We start from the raw sequence: 15679 nt of genomic DNA on the forward strand, positions 1-15679 counted from the left end.
GCTAGCACACACCTTCCACAAAGCGGTCGAGCTCAACAAAGCGGGAACCCTTGACCAGTACAACATCATGTTTTTCAAGCGCGCCGCCCATGCGGTCGAGCACCTGCTGATAATCGGAGAACACCTGGATGCGGTCCTCGTCCATGCCCATCATGCGCGCGGCATCGGCCATAAGCTGGGCCAGCTCACCACCCACGCACGCCAGCATGTCGAGCTTCTTGGCGGCGGCATAGGCGCCCACGAGCTCATGCATGCGAGGAGCCTCATCGCCCATCTCGCCCATCTCGCCCAGGATCGCCATGCGAGACCCCGTGCACGAAAGCGAGCACAGCAGATCGAGACCAGCAGCCATGGATTCGGCGCTGGCGTTATAGGAATCGTCGATGACGCGGGCACCGCTCTTGGCGCGCTTGATCTCCTGGCGGTGCCCGGTGATCGTGAGGCCCCTAAAGGCAGCATCGATCTGCTCGGGCGTCACGCCCAGGCGATAGGCAACTGCGGCGGCCTTAACGGCATTTGGGACGGACTGCACGCCGGGGATGGCAAGCATGGTATCGGTCGTCTCACCCTGGCCAAAATCGAGCGTAAAGACCGGACGGCCCTCGTCATCAACACGAATGTCGCGGGCACGGACCTCATCATCGTCCGAGACGCCGGCCAGCATCACATCGATACCAGCAGGCTGGGCGAACGTATCGCGAATGAACGGCGTAAAGTCGTCCTCACCGCCCAAAACCAGCAGCGGCAAGAAGTCGCCGGCGGCGCACATACCCTGGACAATCTCGGCCTTAGCGCGGGCGATGTTCTCGCGGCTGCCCAAAATGCCGATGTGAGAGGTACCAATCTTGCTCACGATGGCAAGGTTGGGATTGGCGGACTGGGACAGGCGCTCAATCTCGTGGAAATGGTTCATGCCCATCTCGAGCACCAGGACCTCGGTATCGGCCGGAGCGGAAAGCACCGTGAGCGGCATGCCGATCAGGTTATTGAAATTGCCCTTGGTGGCCCAGACACGATAGCGCTTGGCGAGCACGGCGGCGAGCACGTCCTTGGTCGTCGTCTTGCCGATGGAACCGGTAATGCCAACGACCAGGCAGCCAAGCTCCAGGCGATACGTGTGCGCCAAACGCAGCAGAAACTCCTCGGGATCATCGGTCAGCAGGATGGCGCACCCCTTGTCCTGCGCCAGCGAGACCAGCTCGGCCTCGGGCTCACGCGTCATCACGACGGCGCCGGCACCCGACTGGACGGCACGGGAAGCAAAATCATTGCCGTCGACGTTTTCACCGGGAAAGGCGACGAAAATCGTCCCTTCCTCGACCTGGCGCGAGTCGATAACGCACCCGCGGCATACCCGATCGGCTTCTCCCGTCACGGTTCGGGCCCCTGTTGCGGCCGCGAGGTTGTTGACGGCGATCTCTATCATTGCAGCTCCCCTGTAAACCTAATAATGCTATCGGCGTATTGTATCCCAGCGCCGCACATGCGTGGTGCAGGGCATGTGAACACCCTCATATGGGACAACAAACCACGCCCCAAAGATTGTAACCCCCTACTTCGTGTGCGGGATACCCAGCACGTCGAGCGCGTTGGCCATAATGGACTGGAACGGCACCGCAGCGGCATCTGAGCCGCTCGGCGTTCCGTCGAGCGTGATATAGCACAGCACCTTGGGCGATTGTGCCGGTGCAAAGCCCATAAAGGACGACATGTAGTTCTCCTTGAGGTAGCCGCCGTTCTCGTCGGCACGTTCGGCCGTACCGGTCTTACCCGCCACGTCATAGCCGTCAACCGCGCCGCCAACGCCCGTTCCCTCGGACACGACCGTCTGCATGCACGATGTCACCTGGGATGCGGCGTCCTCCGAAATCGCGCGCTCGCCTTCGCCCCAGTCCTTCTCGTCGCCTTTGCTGGACTTATAGAAGTGCGGTGTCATCATCACGCCGCCGTTGGCGATGCCGCCCACGGCGCGTGCGATCTCAATCGGCGAGACGGACAGCGCCTGTCCAAAGCTCATCGAGCCCAGCGTGGCGCCGTCATACTGGTCACGCTCCTTGACGATACCCAGGCTCTCGCCCGGAAAATCGACACCAGAGCTGTGACCGATGCCCCACTTGTCCACATAAGCGGCAAAGTCATCGGCACCGATCTTGCGCCCCACCAGGACAAAGCCCACGTTGGACGAACGGCGCATCATCTCGCGCACATCCATGGTCATAGCGTAGTCGCGCTTGTCGGCATCGGTGACGGTATCGTCGCCCACCTTGATGCTCGCCGGCACCTCAAACGACGTACTCGATCGCACGACGCCCAAGTCGAAGCCGGCGCCCGCCACGAGCGTCTTAAAGACCGAGCCGGGCTCGTAGGCGTCGGTGACCAGGCGCAAGTTCATATCCTCGGTCTTGGCGTTTTCCAGATTGGTCTGGTCGTAAGTCGGATACGAGCAGGCTGCCAAGATCTCGCCTGTCGTAGGATCGGTGACCAGCGCCGAGCCGTTCTTGGCCTTAGTCTTCTCAACTGCCTCTGCCAGGGCATCCTCGGCCGCACGCTGGATATTGACGTCGAGCGTCGTCACGATATCAACGCCGTCGACCGCAGCCACCTTTTTATAGGCACCGCCCGCGATATAGCTGCCGTCCCTCGCGCGCTCGCGTACGAGAGAACCGTTCGTGCCGGTCAGAAGCTTGTTGTATTGCTTTTCGAGACCCGTCAAGCCATCGTTGTCCACATTCACTACACCCAGCACCTGCGATGCCAGATTGCCGTATGGATATACGCGCTTCATGGCCTGCTCAAAAAGCACACCGGGCAGGTTCTTCTTCTCCAGCGTCGCAGCATCGTCTTCGTCCACCTGGCGCTTGATATACACCCAGGTTCCATCGGACTCAACGAGCTTGCGGCAGGTCTTTTTATCGATTCCAGTTGCCTTGACCAGCGCCGACACCGTCTTGTCAACGTCCTCGACAAGCTGCGGGTTCACGGCGATGTTGCGACATTCGACCGACGACGCCAGCACGTTACCGTTGCGGTCGTAGATGGTGCCACGTTTGGCATAGAGGGTCTGCGCAAGCAGGCGACGCGCATCGGCACGCTCGCGCAGTTTATCGGCTTCGACAACCTGATAGTCGGCAAGGCGAAAGACGCCCAAGCCCAAGCCAAGCCCAATGAATCCCATGACGGCTTTGCGGCGAGGCAGAGGCGTGCCTGTGAGCCATTCGGTCGGCGAACTCTTGCGCGACCTGGTGTTATGCACTTGAGGGCCGCCCGAGCCGCGAAGTCGCGACGCCGGGTCGTTGCCACGGGACCGCCCGGCGTTGTAAGATTGCCGACCCGTTCCTTGATAACCAGAACGTCCCCGCGACGAGGGACGTCCAGAACCGCGGCCCCTATCGGAACCGCGGCGATAGTCATTTGTCATACTCAGCTACCGTCTTGCTACTGAGCGGTCGCGGTCGCGTTGGCGCCCGCGGCTGCATCCTGCGAAAAGTCAAGTGTAACGCTCTCGCTGGGCTCCACCATGCCATAAGCGCCCGCAAGGTCGCGAATGCGCGTGTCGGCGCCATAGACCGAATGCATGACCTCCAGGTCGGAGCTCTCATCGGTCGCCTTTTCGAGCGTGTTGGTAAGCTCGGCGTTGCTGTTGAGCACCTGGGCGGTAACGCCGGCGAGCGCCACGCGGGCGACGCCGATCGTCATGAAGATAGCCGCAATGATGCAAAACGTTTTAAGAACGCTCATGAAAACCGGGCTTACCGCCTGGTTTGCCTGACGGCCCGCGCCCGTGTAGACATCAAAGCGCGGCGTGCGCTGCTCACGGGGAGCAACGGGGGCCTGCGGCGTCTCACGATAGGCGGGCATGGCGTTCATATCATAGGCGAGTGCTGCGCTTGAAGTGTTGTAGCCCATGATATGCCGCCTCCCATCCCGAGTACGTTGGTAGTGTGTTTAAGCTTCGTTTATGGTGCGAGCGGGAGGTCCAATATCGCGCGGTCGCGCCTACAGACGCTGCGCCACGCGGATTTTGGCTGATCTCGCCCGAGGGTTGCGCTCAACCTCATCAGGCTGGGCAACCAGGGGTTTGCGGGTGATGACCTTGAGTATCGGCACGTTGCCGCACACGCACACCGGAATCTCCGGCGGACACGTGCACCCCTGGCTCATCTCCTTAAAGTGGTTCTTTACGATACGGTCCTCGAGCGAGTGATACGAGATGACGCAGATACGTCCGCCCGGGTTGAGCCACCTGGTGGCGGCATCAAGCCCTCGTTCGAGCACATCGAGCTCGTGATTGACCTCGATGCGAATGGCCTGGAAACTTTTCTTGGCCGGGTGTCCACCATGCCGACGAGCGGCAGCCGGGATACCCGCCTTGATGATCTCGACAAATTGGCCGGTGGTTTCGATCGGTTCTTGCTCGCGGCGGCGCACGATCTCGCGCGCGATCTGCGAGGCGAACTTCTCTTCGCCGTAGACGCGTAGAATCCGGGCGAGGTCGTGTTCGTTATAGGTGTTGATGACCTCAGCTGCGTTTAAGGTGTTATTACCCGGATCCATCCGCATGTCCAATGGGGCGTCCTCGTTATACGAAAAGCCCCTGCCAGGGATATCGAGTTGCGGCGACGAAACGCCCAAATCGAACAGGAAGCCATCGACCCCGGGCACCTCGGCCGAGCAAAGTAGCTCGTCCAAGTCGCCGAAGTTGCCCTTCAGCAGCTGGTGCGGAACGCCGGGAACCTCGCGGTCCAGACGGGCGCCAGCGGCCTCGAGGGCCATGTCGTCCTGATCGACGCCGAGCAAAAGGCCCGTCTCCCCCACCTGCGCGGCCATCTTTACCGAATGGCCGGCACCGCCAAGGGTGCAATCGCAGACAACGGAGCCGCTCTTTAGCCGCAGCGACTCAAGCACTTCGCCGAGCATGACAGGTTCATGCCGATATTCTTGTGTCAAGATCCCACGCTCCATCCGTTACCCGTGCCTTGCCCTTACGAGAAGAAGAGGTCCAGCAGGGCCTCATCGTCATCGTCCTCATCGGCCGCGGCGCGATCCCAAACCTCAAGGTGGTCGTAGTTGCCCACAACCGTGACCTCGCGGTCGAGGTTCGCCTGCTTGCGGAGAGACTCGGAAAGACCGATACGACCGGCGCTGTCCACGTCCATCGACGTGGTGCGCTTGTTGATCGCCCTCATGAGCTTCTGGTCATTAATGTCACGCGGGTTAAAACCCTCGTGGCCCTCACGACCCGCGAAGAGTCCTTCGACCCACTTATCGAAGGCCTCGGCAGAGAACACGTACAGAGCATCGACATCCAGGGCTTTGAACACGCGAACGTGCTCTCCAAGCTCCTCGCGAAGGGGTGCAGGCAGGGACAGACGACCTTTTGCATCGAGATTGCGCTCGTATGCACCAGTCATTCCCATGTGCGCCCTCCCCTCGGTTACTCAGATGGCACGTACGCGGGGAACCACCCCGCCTGTCGACGTCATCAATAATATGGGGAACCGCCCCATTTTTCAACATATTTCCCCACCCCTTCCCCCACCCCACCCCACCACTCCACCCCCTATATGTTGCAAAACACCCCCGAGCATATGTTCGAAAACACAATATGTTGTGTTTACAGCAACGGCGGGATGCCACCTGTGGCACCCCGCCGTTCAACCTCAACCTTCAAGTTGACCTTGAGGCGATTTTGCGTCCCTTTATATGCCGTTCACATCGCCCCCAAACTCCCCCACCCAAGGCACGTGCGGCCCACCACCGCGATGCCAAGTGGCGAAAAATGGGACGGGCCCCAGATTGCCCATGCGCGCGCAAAAGCACGCCGTGGCAATCTGGGGCCCGTCCCCAAATACCTATAAATTTGCAGGTCAGCGATGAGTTAACGATGCGCCAGCGGGTGCGCCGCCAGATAGACCTCGGTCAGTTGCGTACGATCGACATGCGTGTAGACCTGCGTGGTCGATATATCGGCATGTCCCAAGATCTCCTGTAGCACACGGAGGTCTGCGCCGCCCGCAAGCATATGGGTAGCAAAGGAGTGACGCAGCGTGTGGGGATGGAGTCCCACCAGCCCCACCTGGCGCCCGTAGCGCTCACAGATGGCATGGATGCCCTGGCGCGACAGACGGCGGCCGTTCTTATTTAAAAAGACCGCCGAGGTCTCGGTTCCGCGGGCATGGGCCGCCAAGCGAGAACGCCCCTCAGTTACATAGAGCATCAGAGCTCGCGCCGCGCTTCCCACCAGCGGGGACAGGCGTTCCTTTGAGCCCTTACCGCGAACGAGCACAAAACCATCGTCGATATGGATATCGCCCACATCGAGCCCCACCAACTCGCTCACACGCAAACCGCATCCGTAGAGCACTTCCAAGATGGCATGGTCGCGCAAGCCCATCTCGCCCTCGGGGAAGTCTTGATCGAGCAGCGCCGAGACATCCTCCACCGATAGATACTCCGGCAAACGCTCAGCCTTTTTAGGCAGGCGCAACGCCGTCGTTGGATTTTGGGCCACAGCCCCATCGCGCACCAAAAAGGCATGCAGGCCCTTTACGACCGCAAGCGCACGCTCCACCGAGGCATCGGAATAGCCCCCATCGCGACGGTCGGCGACAAAGCCCTCCACGACCTGACGAGTCACCTCTTCAAAAGACACAATACCCGCCCGCTCCAGATAGGCGCAGTACGTCGTCAGGTCACGACGATAGGCCGCAATCGTGTTGCGCGCCAAACCCCGCTCGACCGCGAGGTAATCGAGATACTCCCCCGCCGCCACGGCGAGCGACGAGGGAGTAGCTTCGGTATGTTCCTTATTCGACGGCACCCTTAGTCCGTAGCAAGGTTCATGGGCGTCACCTGCAGACGGTCGACACCCTCGTGCTGGCCGATCGAAGCGCGCACGAACTCGCGGAACAGCGGCTGCGGGTTGGTCGGGCGGCTCTTGAACTCGGGATGAGCCTGGGTTGCCACATACCACGGATGCACGTCGCGCGGCAGCTCGACCATCTCGACAAGGCGCTCGTCGGGCGACAGGCCCGAGATAACCAAACCGGCGTCCTCGAGCTGGTCGCGGAAGGCGTTGTTGAACTCAAAGCGGTGACGGTGACGCTCGTAGACGAGTTCCTCGCCATATGCCTCGCGAGCAAGGGTATCGGCGGCGAGCTTGCACGGATAGGCGCCCAGGCGCATGGTGCCGCCCTTCTCGGTCACGTCCTCCTGCGAGCTCATCAGATCGATGACGCTAAACGGGCCGTCCGGATCGAACTCGGAGGAGCTGGCGCCGGCAAGGCCGACGACGTTGCGGGCGAACTCGCACACGGCCACCTGCATACCCAGGCAAATGCCCAGATACGGAATCTTGTGCTCACGGGCAAACTCGGCCGCGAGGATCTTGCCCTCCAGGGCGCGCTTGCCAAAGCCGCCGGGGACCAGGATGCCCGAGGCGTCGCCCAAAACCTCGGAGACATTCTGCTCGTCGAGGCTCTCGCCGTCGACCAGCTGGACGTCCACATGGCGATCGTAGAAGACGCCCGCATGGTGCAGGGCCTCGATAACCGACAGGTACGCATCGGGCAGCTGCGTGTACTTACCCACGACGGCGATCTTCACCTTGTCGGCGTGATGGTTGGCGTGATTCTGTTTGCGCAGGAACTCGTTCCACTCGCTCATGTCGCGCTCACGCGGATCCAGACCCAGGCGTTCGCAAATGCGCAGGTCAAAGTCCTGCTCGGCAAGCAGCTGCGGAACATCGTAAATGCTCGCGCAGTCCTCGTTGGTAAAGACGCAATCGGTGTCGACGTCGCAGAAGCTTGCGATCTTTCCGCGGATAGCGTCATCGATATGGTGGTCGGAGCGCAGCACGATGATATCGGGCTGGATGCCAAAGCTGCGGAGCTCCTTGACGGAATGCTGCGTGGGCTTGGTCTTGACCTCGTGGGCGGCGGCGATATAGGGAACGAGCGACACGTGGATGTAGCAGACGTTCTCGGGGCCGGCCTCCTTGCGGTACTGGCGGATGGCCTCGACAAACGGCTGCGACTCGATGTCGCCGATCGTGCCGCCCAGCTCGGTGATGACTACATCGGAGCCGGTCTGCTCCTCGATGCGGCGGAACTTGTCCTTAATGGCATTGGTGACGTGAGGAATCACCTGCACGGTACCGCCCAAAAAGTCGCCGCGACGCTCGCGGGCGATCAAGCTCTTATAGATGGCGCCGGTCGTAAAGTTGGAATCGCGGGTCAGGTTCTCATCAATAAAGCGCTCGTAATGACCCAGGTCCAGGTCGGACTCGTAACCATCCTCGGTAACGAAGACCTCACCATGCTGGAAGGGGCTCATGGTACCGGGGTCGACGTTCAGATACGGATCGGCCTTCTGCATCGTTACTTTGTAGCCACGCGACTTGAGCAGACGGCCCAGCGAGGCCGCGGTGATACCCTTGCCCAAGGACGAAACCACGCCACCGGTTACGAACACATGCTTGGTCATATTGAGTTACCTGCGCTTCCCGTAGAAGTTGTTTATCCACATCTTACGGGTCTTCATTGTAATACTCGCGCCGCGGACCGTTCGCAATTTTTCTCGCGTGCGATTGCATTTCTCAATCTTGAAACAAAACGCCGCCCGGTTTCCCAGGCGGCGTCGCTGTGGCAAGGGTTACATGCTGCTATCGATCAGCAACCTCGTCCTCAAGCATTTCTTGAACGAGCATGCCGGTACGGACGCCCTCAAGATACCACTCGCCACGTTCGGTGAGGCAAATGCCATTTGCAAGCTGACCGCCGTCGTCGCTATAACGCGAGACGACATCAATCATGCCTTCGGAATCCAAGCGATCGATTGCGGCGCGGACACGATACGGCGAAACCCCCACGCGCTCGGCAAGCGTTTTGCGCGAGAAACCATACGGCCCGCCATTGTCTTCGGTTTGCTGGTCGATCTCCATCAACACCAGCACCTCGACACGCTTCATATCGTTGACACTCGCACGACCCTTGCCCGCCATAGCAGCCTCCTCAAACCGAGCACGAGCATCTAACGCGCCGTGCGCGACCGACACACCTCACGATGGCAGGTAATATCCATCATGCGGCATCCCGCTAAGGATGAAACAGTTACGGTTATTGTATACCGCTCAAATTGTTTCTAGGCAGGTAAACAGCTATTTTTCGCCGAAATAGGCGCTTTATTGATCAAAAAGCCGTACCGGGCGCTAACCCGATACGGCTAAAATGCAATGCAATTACCGCGGTGCTTCAAACTTAGCGATGGAAGAAACCGCGGCGCTCAAACTTGGGCTCGCAGCACACGTTGATACCCAGTTTGCGCAGTACCGTCTCGTCCGTCGGCGAGATGATCACGCTAAAGAAGGCATCGCAACCGCGCAGCTGCTCCAGGCCCGAAAGGACGCGAGCGGCCGTCTCACTCGTGGCCGAGGTGATCGACAGCGCCATAAGCGTCTCGTCGGTGTGGAGGCGCGGGTTTTTGCTTCCCAGGAAATGCGTCTTGAGCTTGCTGATGGGCTCGATCGCCTCATCGCTAATGACCTCGAGCTCAAGGTCGACGCCCGAGACATGCTTGAGGGCGTTCATAATGAGCGAACTTGCGGCGCCCAGGCGCGTGGAGGTCTTACCGGTCACCACGGAGCCATCGGGCATGACCATGGCACCCACGGGACCACCCGTCAGCTGCTCCCTGGTGAGGGCCGCCGAGCGCGCCGGTGAGTAGTTCTTATCGACGCCGGCTTTCTTCATAATAATCTTGAGACGGTCGACTTGCTCATCGCCCACGCCGGTACGGCGCACATTTTCGACCGCGGTAAAGTAGCGGCGGACGATCTCCATCTTGGAAGCGTCGCGGCAGGCATCGTCATCGGTGATGGCAAAGCCGACCATATTGACGCCCATGTCCGTAGGGCTCTGGTAGGGGCTCTTGCCCAAGATCTTTTCCATCAGGGCACGGACTACCGGGAAGGCCTCGACGTCGCGGTTGTAGTTGACCGTGGTCTTGTTGTAGGCCTCAAGGTGGAACGAATCGATGATATTGGCGTCGTCGAGGTCAGCCGTGGCGGCCTCGTAGGCAATATTGACCGGATGCGTCAGAGGAAGATTCCAGACCGGGAAGGTCTCGAACTTGGCATAGCCGGCGGCCGTGCCATGCTTGTGCTCGTGATAGAGCTGAGACAGGCAGGTGGCAAGCTTGCCCGAGCCGGGGCCGGGTGCCGTCACGACAACGAGTGGACGCGTGGTCTCGACAAACTCGTTCTTGCCGTAGCCTTCGTCAGAAACGATCAGATCGACATCGTGCGGATACCCCTCGATGGGATAGTGCAGCTTGGCGGGAATACCGAGCGCGTTCAGGCGGTTGCGGAACACATCGGCAGCAGGCTGGCCGGCGTACTGGGTGATGACCACAGCCGCGACGGCAAAGCCGTTGCCGCGGAACAGGTCAACCAGGCGCAGCACATCCTCGTCATAGGTAATACCGAGGTCACCACGAGCCTTGTTTTTTTCGATGTGGTTCGCGTTGATCGCGATGATAACCTCAACGTCATCGGCAATGCTCTTGAGCATGCGGAACTTGCTGTCCGGTTCAAAACCCGGCAGCACGCGGCTCGCATGATAGTCATCGAACAGCTTACCGCCAAACTCCAAATAGAGTTTGCCGCCAAACTGCGAGATGCGCTCCTTAATATGAGCGGCCTGCAGCTCGATATATTTCGCGTTGTCGAAACCCTGGCGCATGTATGGCTCCCGTCCCGTTTCCATTTAATGTCCTAGGCGATTATAACGGAGCAGACCCTCCCCAACGCCCAAGCAATCAACTGGCACCAACCAAACACGCGATCGATAAGTTGCGGTGAAATAGTTCCCGTTTAACCCCTCAAGACGGCCAAACAGGAACTATTCCACCGCAACTTCCCCTTTTTGGTTCAAACAAACCTGGCCTTTGTATCAATAATGGAAACGTCGCAGGTTGAGCATAAGCCAGCGAAAGCCCACCAGAGTAGGCAAAGCGCCCTCTGCACCAACAATGGAAAGCGCCGCAGGCAGAGGACGGACAGACACTATGACCCAATCCAGGGGCACGGAAACGACAGGAGCCCCCGCTCGTGACCGCGGGTCGGGGCTGCGACAATGTTGTTGAAGTGCCAGAGGCGCAGCCGCGCCGCAACGAGGTTGGGAGGCTCCCGTGCCTAGATATTCTACCGCCTTCGGAATGGACGTACACCTCAGGTCCGCCACCGTCTGCGCGCTCGACGCGGAGACGGGCGAGGCCGTGACGAGGAGGTTCCGCGGCAACCCGTGGGGCGAGGTCGCGGAGTGGATGTCGGGCTTCCCCGGCCCGTCTCTCGCCGCCTACGAGAGCGGCTACCTCGGCTTCGCCCCGCAGAGGGAGCTCTCCGGGCTCGGCGTCGACTGCGTCGTCGCGGCCGTCTCCAAGGTCCCGAGGTCGGCGGCCGACCTCTCGTCCAAGAACGACCGCAACGACGCGGCCAGGATGGCCAAGGCGATACTGTCGCACGATATCTCCCCGGTATGGGTGCCGTCCCCCGAGATCGAGGGGCTCAGGGACCTCGCCGGGGCCCACGACGCGGCGACCGCGAGGCTCGCGGCGGCGAAGCAGCGGCTCCTGGCGTTCCTGGCCCGCCGCGGCTACGCCTACGGCGGCACGACGCCGGCCGGCAACCCCCGGAGGTACTGGACGTACGGCTTCCTCAGGTGGCTCGACGGCATACACCCCGCCGACGACGGCGGCATCCGGGCGCTTGCGGCGCTGAGGAACGAGGTCGAGGCGGCCGACGAGACGAGGGAGGCCGTCCTCGCCGAATACAGGGCCGCCGTCGCGGCGGGCCCCCTCTCGGCCGAGGTCGAGGCGCTCCAGTCGATCAAGGGGTGCGGGTTCGCGCTCGCCGCCGCCTTCGCGGCCGAGGTCGGCGACTTCTCGAGGTTCCGCTCCGGCAGGCAGGTGACGGCCTACTTCGGCCTCGCCCCGAAGCAGAGGTCGAGCGCGGACTCCGTGCGCCTCGGCGGGATCAGCGGGGCCGGCAACGCGCTCGTCAGGAAGCTGGCGGTCGAGGGGTCCTGGTGCTACGCCCAGGCCGGCCACCAGCCGAAGCTGATGCCCAAGGGCTCCGGCGTCCCCCTCGAGGTAAGGATGCACGGGAGGAAGGGGTCCGAGCGCCTGCTCCGGCGACGCGAGGAGATGCTCGAGAGGGGCATGCCCCAGGCGAAGGCGAACGCCGCCACCGCCGCCGAGCTCGTGAGGTGGCTGTGGGCACTCGGCGCGATGTGCCGGGAGGCCGGCGAATAGACATAGCCCCCGTCCCGGCGAGCCGGGCAGCCTTCGGGGACACCCCCGTTCTCGCTGTGCGCGCGGCGGCCGCCGCATCCGCGTCGACAGACTTGGGGAACCCCGCCGAAGGAGAGGATTGCGGGCCGCCGGAGCGGTATCCGCGGATATGAGACTGAGCCGAAGGCGTCGACGACATGCCGGGGGCGGACCGGGACGGGTTCAACGGCAGGCCCCGCCGACCGATTGCAGGCGGTCGGCGGGGCCATTGTGGCTCTTGACAGCGGATTGGGTCATATGAGCGAGCGCCGTCCAGAACGTACAAGTTGGCATGAAAAAGGCGAGGCATAGACCTTTTGGTCATGCCTTGCCTTTTGAATGACAAATTGTCGTTCTGGACGGCGCGTAGCGTCGACCGGTTCCGCGGTTTGGTAAAACCGCGGAACAAAAAGTCGCCCCCTCCCGCGCACGGAACGGGAGGGGGCTAAAGGTAGGAGTCTACCGGTGGGTTGACCCCACCGGACAGACGATGACCAGGTGATCCTTTACAGGATCGTCAAGGTTTCCGTGGGGTACCCGTTGGGTACTTAGAGCAACACGCAGGCGACGGTCAGGATGATGGCGCAGACGACGGAGAGCGCGACGATGAGCTTAAGGGCAAACTTGAGCCAGGTCGTCCACTCGATCTTGGCCAGGGCGAGACCGCCCATGATGGCGCCGGAGGTCGGGGTGAACAGGTTCACGACACCGATGGCGGCGGAGAAGATCATGACCATGACCTCGGGCGAGAAGCCGAGCTTAACAGCCAGCGGTCCCATGATGGGCATGGAGACGGTGGCCATACCGGAGGTCGAGGGGATCAGGAAGGACAGGCCGAAGTAGACCAGGAAGCTCATGGGAGCGAAGATCACACCGGACAGGCCAGCCAGGGCATTGGCGGCAGCGTCGAGGACGTAGACGTCGAGGCCGGTGTTAGCCATGAGGACGGAGATACCACGAGCGAGGGCGATGACGAGAACAACGGACATCATGTCGGCAGCGCCGGTGATGAAGGTGTTGACGATCTGCTTCTCGGACAGGCCACCGATGATACCGATCAGGACAGCCATGAGGAAGAACCAGGTGGAAGCCTCGTCGAAGTACCACTGGCCAATGGGCAGGCCGGTGATCAGGGCAGACCAGCCCTGGACGACGGCGTTACCGTCGGCATCGTAGACAGCGCCAGCGTCAAAGAAGTTGGCGACGCCCTCGTTGAGGTCGGCCAGCGGGATGAAGCCGACGATCATGACGACGAAGGTGAAGGCAAAGGCGATCAGAACACCCTTCTGACGACCGGTGAGCTTGACCTCATTGTGAACCTCGGAAGCAGCCTTGCCGTGAGCCTCTTCGGCGTCCTTGAGCTCCTGCATCGACAGGATGGTGGAACCCTTGTCAGCCTTGACCTTCTTGGCATAGCTCATGACGAAGAAGATGGACATAGCAGTGGTAACAATCCACAGGACGGCACCGAGGCCGATGATGATGGACTGGTTGACCTCAATGCCAACGCCGGTCAGAGCGTCGACGGCAGCGCCGACGGCGAACGGGTTAACCGTGGAGCCCAGGCAGCCGCAGCCAGCGCCGAGCAGGACGGTGGCGGCACCGACCATCGGGTCGAAGCCAGCGGCCATCATGGTAGCGGCAAGCAAGGCGTAGAAGGGAACGGTCTCCTCGCACATACCATAGGTGGTACCACCGAGGGAGAAGATGAGCATCAGCACGGGAATGAGCATGATCTCATTACCCTTAAGCTTCTGCACCAGGACGGCGATGCCGTTGTCCAGGGCGCCGGTCTCGGTCATCATGCCGAGGAAGCCGCCCAGGATCATAACGAAGAGGCAGACGGGCAGAGCGTCAGCGAAGCCCTTAATCGGGGCGGTGCAGAAATCGCTCAGACGGGCGGCAGTAACCGCGCCACCGGACGTGCCGGAGACGATAACGGTAATCACTGCGACAATTGCCAGCAGAGCAAGAAGAATGGTGAACGATGAAGGCATACCGCGCTTTTTCTTAGCGGTCTCAGTCATAGTTCTCATCCCCCCTTCATAAATCATTTACTGATCTCGCCCGAAGCGGCTCTTCCGTGCCGTGCCTGCCGCCTGGTGCGAGATATTTACCAGACAAAGCCGCTCGGGGTGTGCAGCAAGACACCCCGAGCGAGATGCTAGATGCTCTTACTTGAGCGTGGCGTACATGACAGCCTTGATGGTGTGCATGCGGTTCTCGGCCTCGTCGAAGACCTTGGAAGCGGGGCTCTCGAAGACCTCGTCGGTGACCTCCTGCTCGGTGATGCCGAACTGCTCGCACTTCTCGGCGCCAATGGTGGTGTTGGTGTCGTGGAAGCTGGGCAGGCAGTGCAGGAAGATGGCGCCCGGGTTGGCCATAGCCATGACCTCGGAGGTAACACGATACGGGGTGAGCTGAGCGATACGCTCGGCCCAGACCTCGTCGGGCTCGCCCATGGAGACCCACACGTCGGTGTAGATAACGTCGGCACCGGTGACGCCGTCCTTGACGTCGGTGGTCAGCTTGATGGTGCAACCGTTGGCCTCGGCGATGGGCTTGCAGGCCTCGATGACGTCGTCGGCGGGCATGCACTCCTCGGGGCCGCAGGCCACGAAGTTCATGCCGAGCTTGGAGCAGACGACCATGAGGGAGCGAGCGACGTTGTTCTTGCAGTCGCCCATGAAGACGAGGGTCTTGCCCTTGATGTCGTAGTTGAAGTTCTCCTGGACGGTCAGGATATCGGCGAGCATCTGGGTGGGATGCCACTCAGTGGTCAGGCCGTTCCACACGGGCACGCCGGACTTAGCAGCGAGCTCCTCGACGTCGTCCTGGGCAAAGCCACGGAACTCGATGCCGTCATACATGCGGCCGAGAACGCGGGCGGTGTCCTCGATGGACTCCTTCTTGCCCATCTGCGACGAACCGGGATCGAGATAGGTCACGCCCATGCCCAGGTCCATGCCGCCGACCTCGAAGGCGCAGCGGGTACGAGTGGAGGTCTTCTGGAAGAGCAGAACGATGTTCTTGCCCTCGAGATAGCGATGCGGAACGCCAGCGCGCTTCATATCCTTGAAGTTCTTGGAGAGCTTGAGCAGGTAATCGATCTCCTCGGTGGTGAGGTCGAGAAGCTTGAGGAAGCTACGGCCGGAGAGGTTAACACCCATGGTTCGATTCCTTTCGAAGAAATGAATTACGTAAGTATCAGTGTTGCCCGTTTGACGGGCGAAGCCGGTGCGGTTGTAGGGGGACCGCACCGGAAACGGAAAGACTTAGAGGTCCTCGCGCCAGAAGGGCATGCTCATGCAGCGCGGGCCGCCGCGGCCGCGGGAGAGCTCGGCGGAGGGCA

The 15679-nt window shown here is 61.2% G+C and carries 13 protein-coding genes; 1 reads left to right on the top strand and 12 read right to left on the bottom strand.

Going from position 1 to position 15679, the window contains the following annotated elements; all coding sequences use genetic code 11:
* Position 1: 1 nt before the first annotated feature.
* The 9 genes from PMX60_RS05665 to PMX60_RS05705 form a co-directional block, all read right to left on the bottom strand.
* Positions 2 to 1426, bottom strand: coding sequence for a UDP-N-acetylmuramoyl-tripeptide--D-alanyl-D-alanine ligase (locus PMX60_RS05665; protein ID WP_195239097.1), 1425 nt, complete (start codon positions 1424 to 1426; stop codon positions 2 to 4).
* A 126-nt stretch (positions 1427 to 1552) separates the two neighbouring features.
* Positions 1553 to 3175, bottom strand: a complete 1623-nt coding sequence (locus PMX60_RS05670) for a peptidoglycan D,D-transpeptidase FtsI family protein (RefSeq protein ID WP_225093428.1) — start codon at positions 3173 to 3175, stop codon at positions 1553 to 1555.
* Positions 3176 to 3435: 260 nt separating this feature from the next.
* On the bottom strand, positions 3436 to 3906 hold the full coding sequence (locus PMX60_RS05675) for a hypothetical protein (RefSeq protein ID WP_022094483.1): 471 nt from the start codon (positions 3904 to 3906) through the stop codon (positions 3436 to 3438).
* Positions 3907 to 3996: 90 nt separating this feature from the next.
* Positions 3997 to 4962, bottom strand: a complete 966-nt coding sequence (gene rsmH / locus PMX60_RS05680) for a 16S rRNA (cytosine(1402)-N(4))-methyltransferase RsmH (protein WP_006234266.1) — start codon at positions 4960 to 4962, stop codon at positions 3997 to 3999.
* A gap of 20 nt (positions 4963 to 4982) precedes the next feature.
* A complete protein-coding gene (locus PMX60_RS05685; protein ID WP_006234269.1) occupies positions 4983 to 5417 on the bottom strand; it encodes a division/cell wall cluster transcriptional repressor MraZ in 435 nt (144 codons plus the stop codon).
* A gap of 461 nt (positions 5418 to 5878) precedes the next feature.
* Entirely contained in the window at positions 5879 to 6820 is a 942-nt protein-coding gene (gene xerD, locus PMX60_RS05690) for a site-specific tyrosine recombinase XerD (protein WP_195544184.1), read from the bottom strand.
* A gap of 2 nt (positions 6821 to 6822) precedes the next feature.
* Positions 6823 to 8484 carry a CTP synthase gene (locus PMX60_RS05695; protein ID WP_055286060.1) on the bottom strand — a complete coding sequence of 554 codons (1662 nt, stop codon included), beginning with the start codon at positions 8482 to 8484 and terminating at the stop codon, positions 6823 to 6825.
* 178 nt (positions 8485 to 8662) lie between these two features.
* Complete coding sequence (locus tag PMX60_RS05700; protein WP_161115922.1) at positions 8663 to 9001, bottom strand: helix-turn-helix domain-containing protein; 339 nt, start codon at positions 8999 to 9001, stop codon at positions 8663 to 8665.
* A 256-nt stretch (positions 9002 to 9257) separates the two neighbouring features.
* The gene (locus tag PMX60_RS05705; protein WP_271747264.1) at positions 9258 to 10739 is read right to left on the bottom strand and encodes a DUF1846 domain-containing protein; all 1482 of its coding nucleotides are present in this window, start codon (positions 10737 to 10739) and stop codon (positions 9258 to 9260) included.
* Positions 10740 to 11187: 448 nt separating this feature from the next.
* Here PMX60_RS05705 and PMX60_RS05710 point away from each other — a divergent pair, with 448 nt between their 5' ends.
* Complete coding sequence (locus PMX60_RS05710) at positions 11188 to 12309, top strand: IS110 family RNA-guided transposase (protein WP_271747204.1); 1122 nt, start codon at positions 11188 to 11190, stop codon at positions 12307 to 12309.
* Positions 12310 to 12875: 566 nt separating this feature from the next.
* Here the strand turns inward: PMX60_RS05710 and PMX60_RS05715 are convergent.
* From PMX60_RS05715 to PMX60_RS10240, 3 genes are all read right to left on the bottom strand, one after another.
* A complete protein-coding gene (locus PMX60_RS05715; protein ID WP_373094151.1) occupies positions 12876 to 14363 on the bottom strand; it encodes a YfcC family protein in 1488 nt (495 codons plus the stop codon).
* 138 nt (positions 14364 to 14501) lie between these two features.
* Entirely contained in the window at positions 14502 to 15497 is a 996-nt protein-coding gene (argF, locus tag PMX60_RS05720; protein ID WP_271747205.1) for an ornithine carbamoyltransferase, read from the bottom strand.
* 105 nt (positions 15498 to 15602) lie between these two features.
* Positions 15603 to 15679 (bottom strand): arginine deiminase family protein (locus PMX60_RS10240; protein WP_195239190.1); only part of this gene is annotated, 77 nt, incomplete at its 5' end.

The sequence above is a fragment of the Collinsella aerofaciens genome, from assembly GCF_028206995.1.
GTDB classification, from domain to species: Bacteria; Actinomycetota; Coriobacteriia; order Coriobacteriales; family Coriobacteriaceae; genus Collinsella; species Collinsella aerofaciens_AQ.

Bases quoted from the DNA above. Each gene is read 5' to 3' on its own strand.
- PMX60_RS05665 (WP_195239097.1), bottom strand. From the start codon at position 1,426: ATGATAGAGATCGCCGTCAACAACCTCGCGGCCGCAACAGGGGCCCGA.
- PMX60_RS05670 (WP_225093428.1), bottom strand. From the start codon at position 3,175: ATGGGATTCATTGGGCTTGGCTTGGGCTTGGGCGTCTTTCGCCTTGCC.
- PMX60_RS05675 (WP_022094483.1), bottom strand. From the start codon at position 3,906: ATGGGCTACAACACTTCAAGCGCAGCACTCGCCTATGATATGAACGCC.
- rsmH (WP_006234266.1), bottom strand. From the start codon at position 4,962: ATGGAGCGTGGGATCTTGACACAAGAATATCGGCATGAACCTGTCATG.
- PMX60_RS05685 (WP_006234269.1), bottom strand. From the start codon at position 5,417: ATGGGAATGACTGGTGCATACGAGCGCAATCTCGATGCAAAAGGTCGT.
- PMX60_RS05695 (WP_055286060.1), bottom strand. From the start codon at position 8,484: ATGACCAAGCATGTGTTCGTAACCGGTGGCGTGGTTTCGTCCTTGGGC.
- PMX60_RS05700 (WP_161115922.1), bottom strand. From the start codon at position 9,001: ATGGCGGGCAAGGGTCGTGCGAGTGTCAACGATATGAAGCGTGTCGAG.
- PMX60_RS05705 (WP_271747264.1), bottom strand. From the start codon at position 10,739: ATGCGCCAGGGTTTCGACAACGCGAAATATATCGAGCTGCAGGCCGCT.
- PMX60_RS05715 (WP_373094151.1), bottom strand. From the start codon at position 14,363: ATGAGAACTATGACTGAGACCGCTAAGAAAAAGCGCGGTATGCCTTCA.
- argF (WP_271747205.1), bottom strand. From the start codon at position 15,497: ATGGGTGTTAACCTCTCCGGCCGTAGCTTCCTCAAGCTTCTCGACCTC.